At 41.7% G+C, this 19,273-nt stretch carries 17 protein-coding genes; 10 read left to right on the top strand and 7 right to left on the bottom strand.

Annotated elements, in window-relative coordinates; translation table 11 throughout:
- Positions 1 to 17 precede the first annotated feature (17 nt).
- The 4 genes from MJO53_RS08710 to MJO53_RS08695 all read left to right on the top strand — a co-directional run bounded on the left by MJO53_RS08710 (position 18) and on the right by MJO53_RS08695 (position 1,868).
- Positions 18 to 476: a DUF1801 domain-containing protein gene (locus tag MJO53_RS08710; protein ID WP_224835697.1), complete on the top strand. Its 459-nt coding sequence runs from the start codon at positions 18 to 20 to the stop codon at positions 474 to 476.
- Complete coding sequence (locus MJO53_RS08705; protein WP_252078797.1) at positions 473 to 859, top strand: VOC family protein; 387 nt, start codon at positions 473 to 475, stop codon at positions 857 to 859. The genes MJO53_RS08710 and MJO53_RS08705 overlap by 4 nt, the downstream gene beginning before the upstream one ends.
- Before the next feature lie 53 nt (positions 860 to 912).
- Positions 913 to 1,299, top strand: a complete 387-nt coding sequence (locus tag MJO53_RS08700) for a TM2 domain-containing protein (protein ID WP_224835699.1) — start codon at positions 913 to 915, stop codon at positions 1,297 to 1,299.
- Between the two features lie 77 nt (positions 1,300 to 1,376).
- Positions 1,377 to 1,868 (top strand): GNAT family N-acetyltransferase, encoded by a 492-nt coding sequence (locus MJO53_RS08695; protein ID WP_252078796.1) that lies wholly within the window; start codon positions 1,377 to 1,379, stop codon positions 1,866 to 1,868.
- Here MJO53_RS08695 and MJO53_RS08690 read toward each other — a convergent pair.
- The 3 genes from MJO53_RS08690 to MJO53_RS08680 form a co-directional block, all read right to left on the bottom strand.
- Positions 1,865 to 3,685 (bottom strand): GNAT family N-acyltransferase, encoded by a 1,821-nt coding sequence (locus MJO53_RS08690; RefSeq protein WP_252078795.1) that lies wholly within the window; start codon positions 3,683 to 3,685, stop codon positions 1,865 to 1,867. The genes MJO53_RS08695 and MJO53_RS08690 overlap by 4 nt on opposite strands.
- A 77-nt stretch (positions 3,686 to 3,762) precedes the next feature.
- A complete protein-coding gene (locus tag MJO53_RS08685; RefSeq protein WP_224835702.1) occupies positions 3,763 to 5,013 on the bottom strand; it encodes an aspartate kinase in 1,251 nt (416 codons plus the stop codon).
- Positions 5,014 to 5,038: 25 nt separating this feature from the next.
- Positions 5,039 to 5,521 carry a GNAT family N-acetyltransferase gene (locus MJO53_RS08680; protein ID WP_224835703.1) on the bottom strand — a complete coding sequence of 161 codons (483 nt, stop codon included), beginning with the start codon at positions 5,519 to 5,521 and terminating at the stop codon, positions 5,039 to 5,041.
- A 112-nt stretch (positions 5,522 to 5,633) separates the two neighbouring features.
- Between MJO53_RS08680 and fbp the strand changes: the two genes are divergently transcribed.
- Complete coding sequence (gene fbp, locus MJO53_RS08675) at positions 5,634 to 6,641, top strand: class 1 fructose-bisphosphatase (protein ID WP_224835704.1); 1,008 nt, start codon at positions 5,634 to 5,636, stop codon at positions 6,639 to 6,641.
- Here the strand turns inward: fbp and MJO53_RS08670 are convergent.
- Entirely contained in the window at positions 6,638 to 7,066 is a 429-nt protein-coding gene (locus MJO53_RS08670; RefSeq protein WP_252078794.1) for a TerB family tellurite resistance protein, read from the bottom strand. The two genes, fbp and MJO53_RS08670, sit on opposite strands and share 4 nt — an antisense overlap.
- Before the next feature lie 98 nt (positions 7,067 to 7,164).
- On the opposite strand from MJO53_RS08670, the gene MJO53_RS08665 reads away from it, so the two are divergent.
- Positions 7,165 to 9,627 (top strand): ligase-associated DNA damage response DEXH box helicase, encoded by a 2,463-nt coding sequence (locus MJO53_RS08665; protein WP_252081236.1) that lies wholly within the window; start codon positions 7,165 to 7,167, stop codon positions 9,625 to 9,627.
- A gap of 145 nt (positions 9,628 to 9,772) precedes the next feature.
- Complete coding sequence (gene pdeM, locus MJO53_RS08660) at positions 9,773 to 10,405, top strand: ligase-associated DNA damage response endonuclease PdeM (RefSeq protein ID WP_224835706.1); 633 nt, start codon at positions 9,773 to 9,775, stop codon at positions 10,403 to 10,405.
- A gap of 47 nt (positions 10,406 to 10,452) precedes the next feature.
- On the opposite strand, the gene MJO53_RS08655 is transcribed toward pdeM, so the two are convergent.
- From MJO53_RS08655 to MJO53_RS08645, 3 genes are all read right to left on the bottom strand, one after another.
- Positions 10,453 to 12,111: a DUF3352 domain-containing protein gene (locus tag MJO53_RS08655; protein ID WP_252078793.1), complete on the bottom strand. Its 1,659-nt coding sequence runs from the start codon at positions 12,109 to 12,111 to the stop codon at positions 10,453 to 10,455.
- A gap of 396 nt (positions 12,112 to 12,507) precedes the next feature.
- Positions 12,508 to 13,167: an aspartate kinase gene (locus tag MJO53_RS08650; RefSeq protein ID WP_224835708.1), complete on the bottom strand. Its 660-nt coding sequence runs from the start codon at positions 13,165 to 13,167 to the stop codon at positions 12,508 to 12,510.
- A gap of 53 nt (positions 13,168 to 13,220) precedes the next feature.
- A complete protein-coding gene (locus MJO53_RS08645) occupies positions 13,221 to 13,580 on the bottom strand; it encodes a YraN family protein (protein ID WP_252078792.1) in 360 nt (119 codons plus the stop codon).
- 169 nt (positions 13,581 to 13,749) lie between these two features.
- On the opposite strand from MJO53_RS08645, the gene MJO53_RS08640 reads away from it, so the two are divergent.
- The 3 genes from MJO53_RS08640 to metG all read left to right on the top strand — a co-directional run bounded on the left by MJO53_RS08640 (position 13,750) and on the right by metG (position 19,214).
- Positions 13,750 to 15,246, top strand: a complete 1,497-nt coding sequence (locus MJO53_RS08640) for a DUF1800 domain-containing protein (protein ID WP_252078791.1) — start codon at positions 13,750 to 13,752, stop codon at positions 15,244 to 15,246.
- 9 nt (positions 15,247 to 15,255) lie between these two features.
- On the top strand, positions 15,256 to 16,974 hold the full coding sequence (locus MJO53_RS08635; RefSeq protein WP_224835711.1) for a DUF1501 domain-containing protein: 1,719 nt from the start codon (positions 15,256 to 15,258) through the stop codon (positions 16,972 to 16,974).
- Positions 16,975 to 17,117: 143 nt separating this feature from the next.
- Positions 17,118 to 19,214: a methionine--tRNA ligase gene (gene metG, locus MJO53_RS08630; protein ID WP_252078790.1), complete on the top strand. Its 2,097-nt coding sequence runs from the start codon at positions 17,118 to 17,120 to the stop codon at positions 19,212 to 19,214.
- Positions 19,215 to 19,273: the final 59 nt, after the last annotated feature.

Raw genomic sequence — 19,273 nt, 5'->3', positions numbered from 1 at the left:
CCTAAAATTGATAAATTATGACGATAGATGCCAAAACACCGGAAGAGTACATTGAAAAACTCCCGGAAGAACGAAAACAAGTCATTTCCCGACTAAGAGAAGTCATAAAGAACAATCTCCCTGCTGGTTTCGAAGAATGTATCAGCTATAAAATGATAGGGTATGTAGTGCCCCATTCCATGTTTCCCGGCGGCTATCATGTGGATCCAAAGTTACCCTTGCCCTTTATCAACCTAGCATCACAAAAAAACTTTGTAGCACTATACCATTCCGGAATATATGCGGACAACAGTTTACATGATTGGTTTGTTACCGAATACCCTAAGCATGTGGACACCAAATTGGATATGGGCAAAAGCTGCATCCGATTTAAGAACATTAACAAAATACCTTATGATCTCGTTGCAGAGCTTTGCCAAAAAATGACCCCGCAACAATGGATCGGTTTGTATGAACAAAACATTAAGAAATCATGAAAAACAGGGTAACTGGATTGGGGGGCTTTTTTTTTAAGAGCAAAGACCCAAACAAAATCAAAGATTGGTACAAAAACCATTTAGGACTAAATACCGACCAATATGGCTGTACCTTTTGGTGGAAGGACAAGGAAGGCAACGATTGTTCCACCCAATGGAGTCCGATGGACGAAAAAACCGAATATTTTAAGCCTAGCGAAAAACAGTTTATGATGAACTTTAGGGTTGAAAATTTGGAAGAACTTCTAAAAACCCTAAAAGAAGAAGGGGTTACGGTGGTTGGTGAAATAGAGGAATACGAGTACGGAAAATTCGGATGGATTTTAGACCCCGAAGGCAACAAGTTGGAACTTTGGGAACCTGTTGATAAAGCTTTTCTATAGGTATTGATTTATTTGCTACTTTTAACCCTCATTAACCAACACATTAAATAAACATGTCAGAAGAAAAAAAGGACTTTGGTGACAAAGCGGAAGAAGCAGCCAAAGAATTTAAAGAAGAAGCAAAAAAAACCACGAACGAATTCACCGAAAATGCCAAAGAAGCTTTAAATTCCGGTGACAACAAGAAACTTTTAGCCGGAATATTAGCCATTGTACTTGGACAATTAGGGGTTCATAAATTTATCCTAGGCTACCAAAAAGAAGGTTTCATAATGTTGGGAGCTACTGTTATCGGATACATAACCGCTTGTTTTGTTGTGGGAAGCTTCATTGTTTTAGGTGTAGCAATTGTTGGACTTATTGAGGGTATCATATATCTTACTAAATCTGATGAAGAGTTTTTTAACACTTATCAAGTGGGTAAAAAGCCTTGGTTTTAAATTTTTAAAAAACCAGTACATCTGGTTTTTTTTATTGCCTTATTAATCGTAATATCACAATAATAAAAGCCGACTTTATGAAAGTGCGAAATATGAAGCCCTCGGATTGGAGAAATGTGTCCGATATATACAGGGAGGGGATTTCCACAGGATTTGCCACTTTTGAAACACAACCGCCCTCTTTTGACCAGTGGGACGAAGCACATGTAAAAGACTGTAGGTTAATCGCTGAGGAAAATGGTTCTATTCTGGGCTGGGCAGCGCTTTCGCCAGTATCGAGCAGGTGTGTTTATGGTGGTGTTGGTGAAGTAAGCGTTTACATTGCCAATGCAAGCCGAGGTAAGGGCATTGGCCAATTATTGATGCAAAAATTAATCACCGATAGTGAAAAAGCTGGCTTTTGGACCCTACAATCCGGTATTTTTCCTGAGAATACGGCCAGCATAAAACTTCATGAAAAAGTTGGCTTTCGCTACATTGGCAAACGAGAAAGGATAGGTAAGATCAATGGTGTTTGGAAAGACAATTTATTGTTCGAAAAACGCAGTGATTCCGTAGGTGTGGACTAATCCACTTCAACGGTTCCGTTACCTTCGGCCACTTTACGCTCCAATTCAGCTTGAAACTCCTCCATAACCGGCTTTACCGTGCTCTCCGGTAAATCCGCAATTCGGATGTACATTAATCCATCCACCGAATTGTTGAACAATGGATCCACATTAAAAGCCACTACCTTGGCATTTTGTTTAATGTACTTTTTTATCAATACCGGTAACCGTAGGCTCCCCGGCTCTACTTCGCTGATCAATTTATCGAATTTGTTAAGATCGGCCTGGGTCTCATCGAACACAAACTCCTTATCGGCATCTTTCAACTTTACCTTAAATTCCTTTTTTGGACGAATATATTGTGCCACATACGGATCCCAATAATTGGATTTCATGAACTCGATCATCAGGGATTTGGAAAAATTGGAAAATTGGTTGCTGATACTCACTCCTCCTATTAAATACTTGTGTTCTGGATGCCTTAAGGTCGTATGCACGATTCCTTTCCAAAGTAAAAACAACGGCATGGGCTTTTGTTGATATTCCTTCACAATATAGGCCCTTCCCATTTCTATGGATTTCTCCATCATACCGTACAGTTCGGGTTCAAATCGGAAAAGGTCCTGCAAATAAAAACCGTCTATTCCGTAGTTTTTAAAAATATCCGAGCCCAAACCCATTCTATAGGCGCCAACAATTGCTTTGTTATCGTTGTCCCACAAAAATAAATGGTGATAGTACGAGTCGAACTTATCCAGATCAATGGCATTGTTTGTTCCTTCGCCTACTTCCCTAAAGGTAACCTCGCGCTGACGCCCTATTTCGTTCAAACAAAATGGCATATCCTTGGCCTGGGCCAAAAACACTTCATAGTTTTTACTCTCCAACATACGGCAATCCTTCTCCCGTAGTTTGTCAATTTCACCTTCCAACACTTTGGCATTGATAGCTGTTGCAATTTTCTTTGGCGGTTTTGGAATTTTTAAAGAGGTCGGAACCTTATCCAAAAACCGTTCTTTTTCGAAAACGTTGGCCAACAAATAGGTTTTTTTTCGCAACAACTCGGTAAAATCCTCCAAGGTTTCCTCTTCATTTTGCGTGCTTACGGATATGGGCTGGCCTATTCTGACTTTAATGGGCCGCCTGCTTTGCGATGTTAGTTCCGAAGGCAATTTGGCTGTTCGGAATACATCGTCAATTTTGGACAAACGATAAAACAAATGACTGTTCCTGGCATGAAAATATATGGGAACTACGGGGACTTCTGCTTTTCTGATGAGTTTTATGGCAGCTTCCTCCCACGGCCTGTCCACCACCAAACGACCATCTCGATAGGTAGAGACCTCCCCTGCCGGAAAAATACCTAATGGATGACCATCCCTTAAATGTTTAAGCGCATTTTTAAAACCTATTATACTGCTCTTGGCCTCCTTATGATTTTCAAAAGGGTTCACTGGCATAATATAAGGTTTCAAGGGCTCGATTCGGTGCAACAAAAAGTTGGCGATTATCTTAAAATCGGGTCTTTCTTTCAAAAGTAGTTTTAGTAATAGCACCCCATCTACACCTCCCAACGGATGGTTGCTAATGGTAATGTAAGGACCGGACTTGGGCAATCGTTTTATATCCTCTTCCGGAATCTCAAAATCGATTTCGTAATGTTCCAAAATAGCATCAAGAAACTCGGGTCCCGAAAGATTCTTGTTTTTATCATAAAATCTATTGATGGTGCTGATCCTGGTGGCCACCATTAATAGCCATCCTACAAATGTGCCCAAAAAGCCATATTTGTCCAGATGGATAACTTTTGCCACCTCTTTAGCCGTAACCAAGCCCATAAAAATAATATTTAGCTACGGTAAAGATAGAAAATTAAGCCTATTGCCCTCAGCGACCCAATATTATCCCCAAAGGTTTATTTAACAACAAGTTGAACCGTTTCTTTGCCTCTTTGCTCCACCAATACGGATTTCCCATTCTGCAACGATTTGACCGAATCACTGTTAAAATGACGTATGGTGTATAGGGAAACATCTTCGTGGCACACGACTTTGAACTTGCGTTTTAATTCTTCCAACAATGGCTGAAGCCCACGGAACTTGTTGTCCAAGCAGACAGAGAAGCTAATGGCAGAATTCTGGATAAGATCTACCTTAAGTCGATGATCGTGGAAGAGCTTAAAAATTTCACTGATGTTATCCTCCACAATAAAAGAAAAGTCGAGAGACGACAGTTTTAACAAAACCTGGTTCTTTTTTACAATAAAGCATGGGATCTTTGGCTCTATACCGTTCCCTTTTCCAACTATGGTACCGTTATCCTTGGGCTTTACAAACGATTTAACCTGTAAGGGTATTTCTTTTCTTTGTAAAGGTTGCAGGGTTTTTGGATGAATTACAGAGGCCCCGTAAAAGGCAAGCTCAATAGCTTCGCGATACGAAATTTTTTCCAAGAGATGTGTTTCCTCAAAATTCCGGGGGTCCGCATTCAAAACCCCGGGAACATCTTTCCAAATAGTCACCGATTCGGCATTAAGGCAATATGCCAAAATTGCTGCCGAGTAATCGGAACCTTCCCGGCCCAAGGTGGTTGTAAAGTTATTGTCGTCGCTACCTAAAAAACCTTGGGTTATGTTCAATTTGGAGCGATCGACCAAAGAATCCACCTGTTCTTGGGTGCGCTCCCAGTTTACCTGTGCATCCCTATAATTGGTATCGGTTTTTATCAAAGTACGAACATCCAGCCATGTATTGGCGATACCTATCTCATTTAAATAGGCACTCACTATTGTTGTAGACAATAATTCGCCATAGCAGACAACTTGATCGTACACGAATGCATATTTGGGTGATTTGTTCCAAGTTAAAAAACCTGTAACCTCATCGAACAACACTTTTAATTTCCCATATACCGGATGTTCTGGATTTTTAAACAAGTCCGATACAATGGTATGATGATACTCGATAACTTCTTGAATGGTCTCCTTTACATTTCTTTTATCGTTAAAATAGGATTCCACCACTTTTTCCATGGCATTGGTCATTTTTCCCATGGCCGATACCACTACCAAGGTATCCTTATGGCCAACCTCTTGCAATACGTTGACCAAGTTTTTTACCGCATCGGCATCTTTAACGGATGCTCCTCCAAACTTAAATATCCTCATGTTCTTTATCTTCTAGTTTTCTGGTCTAGTCCAGACGCTCCAAATAATTTTTGATTCCTTCTTCGTCCAAATGCACCACATCCCAATCCCGCAGTACATTGGCTCCTTTTTTCTCATAAAAATCGATGGCCGGTTCGTTCCAATCCAACACTTCCCAACTGATTCGTTTTACACCGAGTTCAGCCCCATACTTGACCACTTGATCTAATAATGCAGTTCCCAGTCCAGTTCCCCGCATATTCTCGGAAACAATAAGGTCCTCCAAATGGATTACGGGACCTTTCCAAGTAGAATACCTTGGGTACACCAATGCTATGCCGACAATTCCTTTTTCGGTTTCTGCAACAAAACATTGAAACATTTTTTGTTCACCAAAGCCATCCTTGACCAAATCGTCTTTGGTCACTTCTACAGCATCCGGTTCTTTCTCAAAATCAGCTAGTTCCTGCACCAAATTCAGTACCTGTTCCATATCCTCGATGCGAGCCTTCCTTATTGTATATTCCATAATTGTTACAAATAAAACTCAAAGTTATAAAAATACACAATTAAAGATTCTCGAAAACGTTGTAGTTTCACAAAATGCCCGATATTTGTCCTTAAATAAAACATCCTTTCCTATGTTTGACAAACAACGGCTCACCATGGGTGAGTTCATCATCGCCAATCAAGAATCTTTTCAATACACTTCTGGGGAATTATCAAGACTGCTCAACGGTATTCGTTTAGCCGCCAAAGTAGTTAACCACGAAGTAAACAAGGCCGGTCTCGTGGACATTATCGGTGCTGCGGGAGAAACGAATATCCAAGGGGAAAATCAACAAAAATTGGATGTACTTGCCAACGAAAAATTTATAGAAACACTAAAGAATAGAGAAATAGTTTGTGGTATAGCATCGGAGGAAGAGGACGACTTTATAAGCATAAACAGTTTTGACAAACAACACCAGAACAAGTATGTGGTTCTTATAGATCCTTTGGACGGTTCTTCCAATATTGATGTAAATGTATCGGTCGGAACCATTTTTTCAATTTATAGAAGGGTAACTCCTGTGGGCACTCCGGTTACTTTGGAGGATTTTCTGCAACCCGGCAAAAACCAAATTGCAGCAGGATACATAATTTATGGCACCTCAACCATGTACGTGTACACTACCGGACATGGGGTAAATGGATTTACACTGAATCCTGCCCTTGGAACTTTTTACCTATCGCATCCCAACATGCAATTCCCGGAAACAGGACAGATCTATTCTGTGAACGAGGGAAACTACATTCATTTTCCGCAAGGGGTTAAAGACTACATAAAATATTGCCAAATGGAAGAAGGCGACCGCCCATATACCTCAAGGTACATTGGCTCATTGGTTTCCGATTTTCACAGAAATATGATCAAAGGGGGAATTTATATGTACCCTAAAAGCAGCAAGGCGCATAACGGAAAGCTACGTTTATTGTACGAATGCAATCCAATGGCGTTCTTGGCCGAACAAGCCAATGGCAAAGCAAGTGATGGCTTTAGAAGAATCATGGACATCCAGCCCACGGAGTTGCACGAACGGGTACCATTTTTCTGTGGAAGTAAAAAAATGGTTGAAAAGGCAGAAGAATTTATGGCCAATTACTAGCTATCTCTCTTCACTAATTCATGATAATCCTCAAACGGAATTTTTCCAGTAAAAATCTTGATGGATTTATCGATGATGTTAGCAGCGGTCTTTGGAGAAAAGCCCAGGCCTACTGCATACTTTTCCACTATTCTTCGCTCTTCATCATCAATATCGTGATCGGAGAAAATAATTTGAAAAAATTCAAATAGCCTTTTATACCTCTTTTCACCACTGTGCGGAGTTTCGATAGGATATTTATTCTCCTTCTTCATTATCTCCTTAAATTCCTGATCGCTGATATTTAGCTTAAAGGCAAACTTTTTAAGGACTTCCATTTCCTTCTCATTGATTTCTCCATCAACAGCAGCCAAACTTGCCAAAGTGGCAAAATGGGCCAGGTTTTTTCTTTTTTCCCCGTGCTCGTAAAGATCTAAAATTGGCATATCTGAAATTTTGTGGCACAAATATAAATCTTATCGCAAAATTGAAGGCACAAACCCAGTAAAGAAATTCGTATTTTTCAATCCAAAGCAGCTCACCACTGAAAGAATCCGATCTGTTCCATATAGCCGAAAAATGGTTCCAAGAACAAAAATGGCAGCCGTTCCCTTTTCAAAAAGAAACATGGAAAGCCTTTTTGAATGGCAAGCACGGTCTGTTAAATGCCCCGACCGGAAGCGGAAAAACCTATGCCCTTTGGTTTCCGATCGTACTCAATTACATCAAAAACAACCCAGAGTATAAAACCACGCACAAGAAAGGTCTAAAAGCTATCTGGATTACTCCATTGCGAGCGCTCTCGCAAGAAATCAAACAATCGGCAGAACGGATAACCCAAGACCTGGGCACACAAATGAGCGTCGGTATCCGAACCGGGGACACTTCGGCAAAGGATAGGGCAAAAATGAGGACCAACATGCCCGATCTTTTGATCACCACTCCCGAAAGCCTACAGCTTTTACTTTCATCCAAAGGGTACGCCAAAACTTTTAAAAACTGCTCTGCTATTGTGGTGGACGAATGGCACGAACTTTTGGGCACCAAACGAGGGGTGCAAATGGAACTGGGCATTTCCCGATTGAAAACCGTATGCAAGGCATTGCGTATTTGGGGCATATCGGCGACCATAGGTAATTTGGAACAAGCACGGGAAGTATTGTTGGGCCCTTCTACACCCGAACTGGACAATTCGATATTGGTAAAGGCAGACCTCAACAAAAAAATTACGGTAAAAAGTATTGTTCCCAAAGAAATGGAAACCTTCCCGTGGCGCGGACATTTAGGGTTGCATTTATTGGATGATGTGATACCCATTATCAAAAAAAGTAAGACCACGTTACTTTTTACCAACACCCGAAGCCAATGTGAAATCTGGTTTCAGAAAATATTGGAAAAATATCCCGAATTCGCTGGGGAAATAGCCATGCACCATGGCAGCATAAACAAAGAAACCAGACTCTGGGTAGAGCAGGCCATTCGGAACGAGAGTCTCAAAGCCGTTGTCTGTACATCGAGTTTGGACCTTGGCGTGGATTTTGCCCCTGTGGAAACGGTGATCCAGATTGGTGGACCAAAAGGGGTTGCCCGTTTTTTGCAACGCGCCGGGCGGAGCGGACATCGACCTGGAAAAGAAAGTGTTATCCATTTTTTGCCCACGCACGCTATTGAACTGGTGGAGGCTTCGGCCATGCAAAAAGCAGTACTCAACAATGCTGTGGAAGATCGCATCCCTTACCTGAACAGTTTTGATGTCCTACTTCAATATTTGACCACCTTGGCCGTTTCCGATGGGTTTTATCCTGATGAAATCTATCCCGAGATACAACAAACGTTCTGTTATCAGAGCCTATCGGAAGAACAGTGGCAGTGGCTACTCAATTTTTTGGTAATGGGCAGCCAAAGCCTAAAGAACTACGACGAATACAAAAAAGTTGAAATTGAAACAGATGGTAAATTTAAAGTAAACAGTAGGGTCGTTGCCATGCGCCATCGTTTCCAGATCGGAACCATTGTTGGGGACGCAACCATATCGGTCCGCTATCAAAAGGGAGGGTATATCGGTAGTATTGAAGAGTACTTTATCTCCAAATTGAGTCCTGGGGATGTTTTTACCTTTGCTGGTCGAAATTTGGAGTTTATTCGAATAAAGGGGATGTCGGCACACGTGCGCAATTCCAAAAAAAAGACCAACAAAGTACCCAGTTGGATGGGCGGAAGACTGAGCTTTTCAGCAAAAATGTCCGAACTATTACGGCAAGAACTCTACACGGCCGAGTTGGAGTCTTCAAAACAATCGGAGGAAATCCGGGCATTGCAGTCAATGTTCACCAAACAAAGGGAAGAAAGTCTAGTGCCCCAACCGCATCAATTTTTGATAGAAACCTTTGAGACACGAGATGGTCATCATCACATGTTTTATCCGTTCGAAGGCAGGGCCATCCACGAAGGCATGAGCAGCCTGTTGGCATACCGTATCAGTTTATTGAGCCCGATTACCTGCTCCCTGGCCTTTAACGACTACGGTTTTGAATTACTTTCGGACAGGAAAATCGATATTCAGGAGATTCTGGACAATAACCTTTTTACGCCGGAACATATGTTGTCCGATCTTCAAAAGAGTTTAAATTCCAACGAAATGGCGCGTAGAAAATTTAGAGATATTGCCGTAATCAGCGGCATGGTCTTTACGGGCTACCCCGATAAAGGAATAAAAATGAAACACCTGCAAAGTAGTTCAGAATTACTTTTTGATGTTTTCCGTGATTTTGAAGACGATAATTTGTTGTACCAACAAGCTTTCACCGAAACTTTTGAGCATCAATTGGAGGAAGGAAGATTACGTTTGGCACTGGAACGGATCACACAGCAAAAAATAGTCTGGAAAAAATGTTCTCAACCAACACCACTATCTTTCCCGATCATTACAGATCGGTTGCGGGAAAAACTGTCCAATGAAAAATTGGCTGATCGCATTAAACGAATGGTGGAGAAATTGACCAAATAAAGTTCGAACACACTCACATGGCCCGGACATTTAGCGTAGTCGAAGAGACAAAACACCGCATCTGATCGATAATTTTTAAAATAGTTTCCGCACTTGCCCCTCTCGTTTCAAAATTACAATTGGTTAAATTTGTTGCTTCGTTAGAATGATCGAAAAAATCCAAATACAAGGCCAAGAATTTCATCTACACCCTTTGGGTGGATTGTTTTGGGTTAAAAAATCCATATTGCTGATCAGTGATGTACATTTGGGGAAAGTATCCCATTTCCGGAAATTTGGCGCCGCCGTTCCTCGAAAGGCAATCCATAAAAATTTTATCCTTTTAGATCAAATCGTGGCCGATTTTCAACCCTTTCAAATCTGTTTTTTAGGAGACCTCTTCCATTCTTCGTTGAACAAGGAGTGGGAGTTGTTTGAAAACTGGGTGGGCAAAACACCTTCGGAAGTTGTGCTGATTACAGGAAACCACGATATTATCGCCCCCGAAAAATTTCAAAACGTGAATGTCTCCCAATTTCAGGAGCTTGCCATTGATTCGTTTTTTTTTACACACCATCCGGAAGATCGCAAAGGGCTCTTTAATTTTTGTGGACATATACATCCTTCCATAAAACTAAAAGGGCCAGGGCGGGATTACGTTAAGTTGCCTTGCTTTTTTAAATCCGAAAACAAAATGATATTGCCCGCTTTTGGACAATTTACTGGAACCCATGCCCTAAAACCTAAAAAAAGCGATGATGTTTACGCCATTGCAGACGACTGTATATTCAAAATTTGAAAACCTCATCAAAAAATTACCAAAGTAGTGGGTAAGCTATTAAAGGATCAGAACCTTTTTTTATGCACTTGCAATCCGTCCTCATCATAATAACGCCATGTGCCCACCTGTTCATCTTTACGAAAACGACCGCGAATTTTTCTTGTACCGTTGGTGTAGAACTCTTCGTACTTGCCATGTTTTAAACCATCCTTGAGCTCCACTTGGAACCTAACGTTTCCGTTGTTGTATTTTTTTATAAATGTCTTCGCATTTAAATCGTTCGGATATATGGGTTTCAGGTTAAAGACCGCATCTGTTGTCTGGGCCGTCGCAGTATTTTTACTTTTAGATGTTACATTGTTACCGGTTATTGGCATGACCTGGTGTTTTTTCACCTTCTCAACATCCTCATACTTTAGCACCAATCTATTTTCGAACAAATCATCTTTCGGCGATAATTGTAATCCAATCTGCGGAAAACAAATGATAAAATCCTTGTTCTTGCGCATTTTCTGTTTGGTTGGCGCATCGGCCAAAGCATACATATTATCAAACAGCAAAGGCACATTACTATATATAAAAACAGAAGATTCGGGATCGAATTTCTGATTAAAATCAATGTACTCACTGGAAGTTGCCAAAATTTCGCCTTCGGTAACCTTTTCTATTATGCCCTTTAGGGTATTTGGGCTATCGCTAAAGACCACATAATCATCGATTTGGGTAAAGTAGGGTTTATCGAACTCATTAAATCTGCCGCCCAGTAGCATTTTAAAAAATCCTTTGATGGACAAAAAATTAATTTCGTACCCCTTGTAATTTACAGCTTTGAACTTTACCGGTGTTTTTTTGCGGACCTGCTCCACCACAAAATCCAAGTTGGTCCTAGCCTTATCGGCATTATTGGTTTTAAGGACAAGCGCTAGATCATTTTTGCCTTTGGAAATGTGAGATTGTATCTGAAGTAAGGCCACCTCGTCCCCTATCCAGCTTACAAAATTTTCCTTGATATCGATTTTTAGGAACTTTTCCACTTTGGCTATGCCCTTTTGGTAACTTTCAAACTGTTCGGGGTCGCTTTGCTGGACCATCTCAAAATTTTTGTAGAACTCGGAAAAGCTATCAAAACCATAGCTAACATAAAGCGCTGTGCTATTTGGGGCCACTTCTGGTATGGAACGTTTTGCCTTTCCCGATTTTTGAAGTGCCTTAAGGTAATATTCGTTTACCGAACTTATGTTGGTATATCCGTTGGCGGTCAGTGTGCTGTTCTTGTCCAAATCAAAATAGAACCCAGAAAACAAAAAGTTTTCACTTACGCGCATTACCCAGTCGGAGGGCCGGTCGGAATACATTTTAATGTAATCGTCAAAAAAATGGTATTGTACATACAACCGGAACAGGTCCTCGTGCCCGACTTTTTGATTGATTTCCAAAAAATTGAGGTTTCGCCCCAACACCGGCTCCATATATTGATCTATTGAAGCTTCTACCAAAGTGTGCGTGTAAGAGGCCACCAATTGATTTTTGATGAAGGACAAATGCATGGTTTCCTTGCTATCGCGATCGTGAACTTCCAATATCTCGTGTTCGTGATAGGTACGTTTGCTAAGCACATAGCCATCGTCCAACAGTGTGTTCAAATATGTTTTAAGCAATTGTAGCTTGGCTATCCGTTTTAAGTCCAGTACATAAAAAATCCCATAGTCTTTGGGGGATATCATGTGTACGGATATGAACAGGGAGCGATTGTCAAAAAACTCGAACAGTTTATGATTATCGTTAAATACAGTATCTACCCTTTGGATATTTTCTGTAAGGTCTGAAAAGTAATCGTTCTTTTTAAGATGGTGCCAGGCTCTGGACTTACTGACCTGTTCCTAACTTTCCACGGGCTTTTCCGATTCAACAATAAAAACGGCATCCTTTGGGATAAGGTAGATGGATTGAAGATTTGTCTTGGGGGATAGCACAAAAACATAAGCCAGATAGCACAAATACAGTACAATTAGGCCTAAGAAACCGTAAAAAATCCGTTTTTTGGTCATTTTTCCAAAAAGTGTCTTTTTCTAAAACGATAAAGAATTGATTTTAGTTTAGACACCGAAAAGTTAACCTTATTACAAGGATTTTAGATCTTTAATGGTCTTGAAGGCAACATCCACTTGTTCATCGTTCACCAGAATGGTAAACTCGTTTGTAGTGGATATTACTTCGTAGAGCACAATGCCTTCCCATGCCAATCGTTGAAAAATAAAGTAATAAATTCCAGGTACCGATACGTTATCGGACGGCAGTTTAACCGTAATCGACGAAAGTCCTTCGGCCTTTTGCGTACAGCGCTCCATTTTAAAGTACTTTTCCACAATACCGTCCATTGTATTGCTGATCACAATATTGATTTCGTTTACACCGCGCGAAGAAGTATAAAACACATCTTGATTGGCATTGACTTCTTCCAAGAGTCGTGCCTGTTGTTGTAAAATAGTATCGGAGGCCAAAAACGTATAGTCGGATAAATTAGATCTAACGGTAATTTCCCCAATATTCTTGAGCACTTTTACAATCTTGTGTGTGGCCCTAAACTCCAGATCGTCCGAAAGCCGTTTAAGAGCCATTACAATAGCGCCATCTTTAACATCTTTCCCAAGTTCTTCTGCAATTTCCGGTTTTATTTGTCTGGATAAAGAAGTTAAGTTAATGATCCCTTGTGCCAGTGCCGTTTGCAAGAACGGCTTTTTTTTGATGTAGTGCTCAACTACGGCAGATATTGTTTTCATTTCTGGTTAGAGTTTATTCAAAAATAACACATTGTTATAAAACAAACAAATGGTTAAAAATGATAGAAAGCACCTTCAATGTGTTCAATTTCAAACTTCTGCCCTCTTTTTACAACGGTAATCACATCAAATCTAACCTCCACATCCAAATCATTTTTTTCGATATACTGGTTTGCCGCCATGGTCAAAAGTTTAATTTTTTTAGTGGTGATCACCGTTGAGATATCTTCCAAAAAACCCGTATTTCGGGACTTTACCTCCACTATTGCCAAAACATCGTCCTTTTGGGCAACAATATCGATCTCGGCACTGAGATACCGATAGTTACGATGACATATTTTGTATCCCTTCCCCTCTAAATGGGCAACGGCCTTCTGCTCCCCGAGCATCCCAAATGTGTTGTGTTCAGCCATATATTTTGTAAAAATGTAAATTTTTTGTGCATTTCGTCGAAAAATTTGGTAGTTCGTGGACTTAAGAACGTTAAGATTGTAATTTGTTGGCTCAATTGAACCACACCAACATTAGCATAAACATATAGTTGCCCCAAAACTATGTACTTAATAAACGCCAGACATTGCTATGGAGTACTTTATCAATTGTAATTCCTCAACTTTGGCACCATACACTACTCCACTGGATGAGTTGCGTGCCGCCCATTTGTACCGAAGGCTAGGTTTTAGTGCCCCGGTGCAAACCATTGCTGCTGCTGTTGGACAAACAGCTGGCCCACTCGTGGACAGCTTGGTGGACCAAGCGCTTGCCGCTCTCCCGATTCCGGCCCCAGCCTGGGCAGACTGGAACAATGCCGATTACCCTGCCGATGACGATTTGGCTCGGCAAATGCGTAGAGCCCACATCGAAGAGCTCACCACAGCCTACGGAAACGCCTTGGCAAACAACGAACTGCTAGATAGATTGAGCTTCTTTTGGAGCAATCACTTTGTAACACAATTGGAAACTTATGACTGTCCACAGTTCCTTTTTTATTATCTCAATTGTTTACAACGAAATGCGCTTGGCAACTTTAAGACCTTTACCAGTGAAATCGGCCTTACCAGTGCCATGCTCTATTATTTGGACGGTGTAAGAAATCGAGGGAACAACCCGAACGAGAACTATGCCCGAGAACTATACGAGCTGTTTACCTTGGGAGAAGGAAATAATTACACCGAAGAGGATATTATCGAAACCTCCAAAGCATTGTCCGGTTATACCGAAAGAGGAGAAGAAGGGTGTACCCAGGTTACTTTCGACCCTTCGGAATTCAATACGGACAACAAGACTATTTTCGGGCAAACGGGCAATTGGGGCTATGATGACGTAATAGACATACTGTTTAACCAAAGGCCCGATGAGATTGGTTGGTTCATCTGTAAAAAACTTTATGAGTTTTTTGTCCATCCAGATTCTACAAACGATGATGGCGGCATTGCTCCACAGATTATCGACGGTCTGGCACAGACTTTTATCAATAGTGGCTTCGAAATTGCCCCTGTACTCCGTCAACTTTTTAAGAGCCAACACTTTTTCGACGAAACTGCAATAGGTGTAATCATAAAAAGTCCGGCCGATCTTTATTTCAACCTATTAAAAGAAACTGGGTTTACGTATGACGATGGCACCATACTGAACATGATCGATTCCTGTTCGTTGATCGGACAGCGTTTTTTTCAACCGCCCGAAGTGGAAGGCTGGCAACGTGATCGGACCTGGATCAACACTAATTTTATAATTGGACGGTGGTTGACCGTTGAGATGTTCCTGCAACGGTTTTATCAAGAAAATCCCGAACAATTCAGGGATTTGGGTCTCTCGCTTTCCGGCAATGCCGGGCTCACAAGCAACAACCCAGACGAAGTTGCCAGGCCCATTATCGATAAATTTTTACCAAAAGGCTTGCTCACCGATGCCGACTACGATAGAGCATTTATAGCGTTTAGGAGCGATGTGGACATAAATTATTACGAAGGCGGAACAACGCCTTCGTGGACTTTACTTGGATGGGAAACAGGACCGTCTCAAGTTTATCTTCTATTGCGTCACTTATCCCGCGAGCCCGAATTTCAACTCAAATAACCCCACACCATGTGCGATAATCACCACACCCACGATACATCCCCACACAAAGGCCTTGAACACAAAGGCCACGATCAGGAACATAAAAAATGGAGCAGACGATCATTTATCCAGGCACTTGGTATAGCCGGTTCTGGATCCATGTTTTTAGGAAGCCATATGATTTCGGCATCAGCACCATCCCCACTTACGGCAGCAGTTGCTGCGGCCGAAACCGACAACATTTTGATCCTTATTCGATTATCCGGAGGGAATGATGGTCTCAGTACTGTAATTCCCATTCAACAATATGATACTTATGCCAATGCAAGACCCAATATCTATATCCCCGAAAGTAAGGTCTTAAAACTTACCGACGATTTTGGGGTGCCCACTTATATGAGCGCCCTAGAGTCCCTTTGGGGAGACGGACAATTTAAGGCCGTGCATGGCGTAGGTTACGAAAACCAAAGCCTTTCCCACTTTACGGGATCGGATATTTTTGCCAACACCGATCTAACCACAACAGGATTCTCAGGAGAAAACACAGGATGGATGGGTAGGCATTTTGAAGAGCTGTATCCCGACTACCTGATTGCTCCGCCACCTTCCCCGGCAGCCATACAAATTGGCAACCTGGCCAACTTGGTCTTTCAAGGAGAAGAAACGAACTATGCCTTTGTGACCAACAATGTGGAACAATTGGAGCAAATTGCAGAAACAGGTACCTTTTATGATATAGAAAATGCTCCTTTTGACGATTGTATGTACGGAGACCAACTCAGGTTCCTGCGCGGAGTGGCCAATACCACATACGAATATGCAGGTACTATCCATGATGCATACATGGCCGGACAAAACCAAGTAGAATATCAAGACAATGGTTTTGCACGTCAATTGGCGCTTTTGGCACGTTTGATCAAAGGAAATTTAGGAACCAAAGTATATATGATTTCCATGGGAGGTTTTGATACTCACGGAAACCAACCCGAAGTTCACGAACGCTTAATGTCAAATCTTTCCGTAGCCATCAACAATTTTTATGAGGACCTAGCTTTTACCGAACAGGACGATAAGGTTTTGAGCATGACCTTTTCCGAATTTGGGAGACGGATTTTTGAAAACGGTTCCAATGGGACCGACCACGGAAAAGCAGCACCCACCTTATTTTTTGGCTCCGGATTGAACGGAAGCGCTTTTGTTGGCGACCACCCATCTTTAGATGAGCCCAATAATCGGGGAAATTTGGAGTATACCATGGATTTTAGAAATCTATATGGCACCGTATTGGCAGAATGGCTTTGTGTTCCCAGGGAATCTGTTGAACAGCACTTATTGGGACATCCTTACCAAGCTATCGACCTAGGATTTAACTGTAGCGGAGAAGTTTTTGATGACATTGCCATGGACAACGACCCACCTACCTTGCCCGAAACCCCGCCAAGTCAAGATCCAATGGACCCCAATATCGATATTTTGGATACCATTGAACACGCGGCCATATATCCGGCAACCTCACCTCGAGACCCATATATCCATCTGGAAATGCCCGTTTCAGCCCATGTAGATATTGAACTCTTTAATATTTTGGGACAACGTGTAGGCACCCTGTTCAATGAAATGATGATGGAAGGTGCCGTGGACATCAATATACGTGAGCGAATGCGCGATAGCTTGTCCACTGGAAAATATATCTATAGAATATCTGTAGGAGATAAGAAAATGAGCAAATCTGTAATGATAACCTAAAACACGTACATTTTAATAGTCCAATTTTCGAGACCCATCGATAGTGTACCCCTCACCCCAAATAGGGCCGCACTTTCGAGGGTTTCGTTTTTTATGTGTATCCCGTTAAAATCAGTATTTTTGGGGCCTAATTAGAATTTTACATGGCTCAGAATACATCACCTTCCAGGTATACCATTACCGCAGCGCTTCCGTACACCAACGGCCCCATTCATATTGGACATTTGGCCGGAGTTTATGTCCCTGCAGATATTTATTCCCGTTATTTAAGATTAAAGGGCAAGGACGTTGCCTTTGTTTGCGGGAGCGACGAGCACGGCGTGGCAATTTCCATGAAAGCCAAAAAGGAAGGTGTTACCCCCAAAGAAATAATAGACAAGTACCACGGCATCATTAAAAAATCCTTTGCCGATTTTGGTATTTCTTTTGACAACTATTCCAGGACATCGGCGCAAGTGCACCATGAAACTGCTTCGGAATTTTTCAGAAAAATGTACGAGCAAGGTGATTTTATAGAAGAAGAAACCGAACAATTGTACGATGATGAGGCCAACCAGTTTTTGGCAGACAGATTTGTAATCGGAACCTGCCCAAGATGCGGGCACCACGAAGCTTATGGCGATCAGTGCGAAAATTGTGGGTCATCTCTCAACGCAACGGATTTGATCGACCCAAAATCGACGATAACGGGAACGGTACCGACCTTAAAAAAGACAAAACATTGGTTTTTGCCCTTGGACCGCTACGAAGGGTTCTTAAAAAAGTGGATCTTAGAAGGTCATAAGTCCGACTGGAAACCCAATGTTTATGGGCAATGTAAATCTTGGATAGACGAGGGCCTAAAACCTAGGGCCGTAACCCGTGATTTGGACTGGGGAATACCCGTTCCAGTGGATGGCGGCGAAGGCAAAGTACTATATGTCTGGTTCGATGCCCCGATCGGATATATTTCCTCCACCAAAGAGTGGGCAGAACGCGAAGGCAAGGATTGGGAACCCTATTGGAAAGATCAAAGCACCAAATTGGTCCACTTTATAGGCAAGGACAATATTGTGTTCCATTGCATTATTTTCCCGAGCATGTTACAAGCCAACGGTGATTATATACTACCGGAAAATGTGCCCGCAAACGAATTCCTGAACTTGGAGGGGAACAAACTGTCCACCTCTAAAAATTGGGCGGTCTGGTTGCACGAATATTTGGAAGAATTTCCAGATATGCAAGACGTACTCCGATATACCTTAACAGCAAATGCACCCGAGACCAAGGATAATGATTTTACCTGGAAAGATTTTCAGGCACGCAACAACAACGAATTGGTGGCCATTTTTGGCAACTTCGTGAACCGTGTGGCTGTTTTGACACATAAATATTACGACGGCACCATACCAGCGCCCGGAGAACTTACAAGCACTGATAAAGAAACCTTGAGTTCCTTAAAAAGCTATCCGGATCTACTTTCCAACTCACTGGAGCGATATCGTTTCCGAGAAGGAAGTCAAGAATTGATGAATTTGGCCCGATTAGGCAATAAATATTTGGCCGATGCAGAACCATGGAAGTTGATCAAAACCGACGAGGAGCGGGTCAAGACAATAATGTACGTTGCCTTACAAATTGCTGCAGGTTTGGCTATTTTGGGCGAACCATTTTTGCCCTTCACTTCTAAAAAACTGAAAGGCATACTTAATGTCCAGTCTGGCAAGGTCGAGACTTCTTGGGAAAGTGTGTCTTCTGAAGATACCCTGCTCCCTGCCGGACACATCATCAATAAAAGTGAATTGCTTTTCCGTAAGATCGAGGACGCTGAAATTGAACATCAATTACAAAAATTGGAAGACACTAAAAAAGAAAATGCTTCGACCACCAATAGCGCAGCTACCATGGACAACAAAATAGTACCACAAAAAGACACCATTACTTACGATGATTTTTCCAAACTCGACATGCGCGTCGGAACCATTATCGAAGCCGAAAAAATGCCAAAAGCCGATAAACTTTTGGTTTTAAAGGTAGATACCGGTCTGGATACGCGAACCATTGTTTCGGGTATTGCAAAAAGTTTTAAGCCAGAGGATATTGTGGGCAAAAAAGTAACTGTATTGGTAAACTTGGCTCCTAGAAAATTACGCGGTGTAGAAAGTCAGGGAATGATCTTGATGACGGAGAACAAAGAGGGGAAACTAGTTTTTGTAAATCCTGATGCCGATGGAGTTTTAAATGGTGAAGTTATAAGTTAATCCATTACCGAGAAACTGTGCTTTGGAGCACAATTGAGATCCTCTTAAAAATTTTGGAT

Origin of the sequence: Flagellimonas marinaquae (assembly GCF_023716465.1) — a bacterium.
GTDB classification, from domain to species: Bacteria; Bacteroidota; Bacteroidia; order Flavobacteriales; family Flavobacteriaceae; genus Flagellimonas; species Flagellimonas alginolytica.
The sequence above is the reverse complement of the archived record's forward strand: the minus strand, read 5'-3'. Positions and strand labels throughout refer to the sequence as shown.

Coding starts and splice junctions, on each gene's coding strand:
- MJO53_RS08710 (WP_224835697.1), top strand. CDS start 18: ATGACGATAGATGCCAAAACACCGGAAGAGTACATTGAAAAACTCCCG.
- MJO53_RS08705 (WP_252078797.1), top strand. CDS start 473: ATGAAAAACAGGGTAACTGGATTGGGGGGCTTTTTTTTTAAGAGCAAA.
- MJO53_RS08700 (WP_224835699.1), top strand. CDS start 913: ATGTCAGAAGAAAAAAAGGACTTTGGTGACAAAGCGGAAGAAGCAGCC.
- MJO53_RS08695 (WP_252078796.1), top strand. CDS start 1,377: ATGAAAGTGCGAAATATGAAGCCCTCGGATTGGAGAAATGTGTCCGAT.
- MJO53_RS08690 (WP_252078795.1), bottom strand. CDS start 3,685: ATGGGCTTGGTTACGGCTAAAGAGGTGGCAAAAGTTATCCATCTGGAC.
- MJO53_RS08685 (WP_224835702.1), bottom strand. CDS start 5,013: ATGAGGATATTTAAGTTTGGAGGAGCATCCGTTAAAGATGCCGATGCG.
- MJO53_RS08680 (WP_224835703.1), bottom strand. CDS start 5,521: ATGGAATATACAATAAGGAAGGCTCGCATCGAGGATATGGAACAGGTA.
- fbp (WP_224835704.1), top strand. CDS start 5,634: ATGTTTGACAAACAACGGCTCACCATGGGTGAGTTCATCATCGCCAAT.
- MJO53_RS08670 (WP_252078794.1), bottom strand. CDS start 7,066: ATGCCAATTTTAGATCTTTACGAGCACGGGGAAAAAAGAAAAAACCTG.
- pdeM (WP_224835706.1), top strand. CDS start 9,773: ATGATCGAAAAAATCCAAATACAAGGCCAAGAATTTCATCTACACCCT.
- MJO53_RS08655 (WP_252078793.1), bottom strand. CDS start 12,111: ATGATATCCCCCAAAGACTATGGGATTTTTTATGTACTGGACTTAAAA.
- MJO53_RS08650 (WP_224835708.1), bottom strand. CDS start 13,167: ATGAAAACAATATCTGCCGTAGTTGAGCACTACATCAAAAAAAAGCCG.
- MJO53_RS08645 (WP_252078792.1), bottom strand. CDS start 13,580: ATGGCTGAACACAACACATTTGGGATGCTCGGGGAGCAGAAGGCCGTT.
- MJO53_RS08640 (WP_252078791.1), top strand. CDS start 13,750: ATGGAGTACTTTATCAATTGTAATTCCTCAACTTTGGCACCATACACT.
- MJO53_RS08635 (WP_224835711.1), top strand. CDS start 15,256: ATGTGCGATAATCACCACACCCACGATACATCCCCACACAAAGGCCTT.
- metG (WP_252078790.1), top strand. CDS start 17,118: ATGGCTCAGAATACATCACCTTCCAGGTATACCATTACCGCAGCGCTT.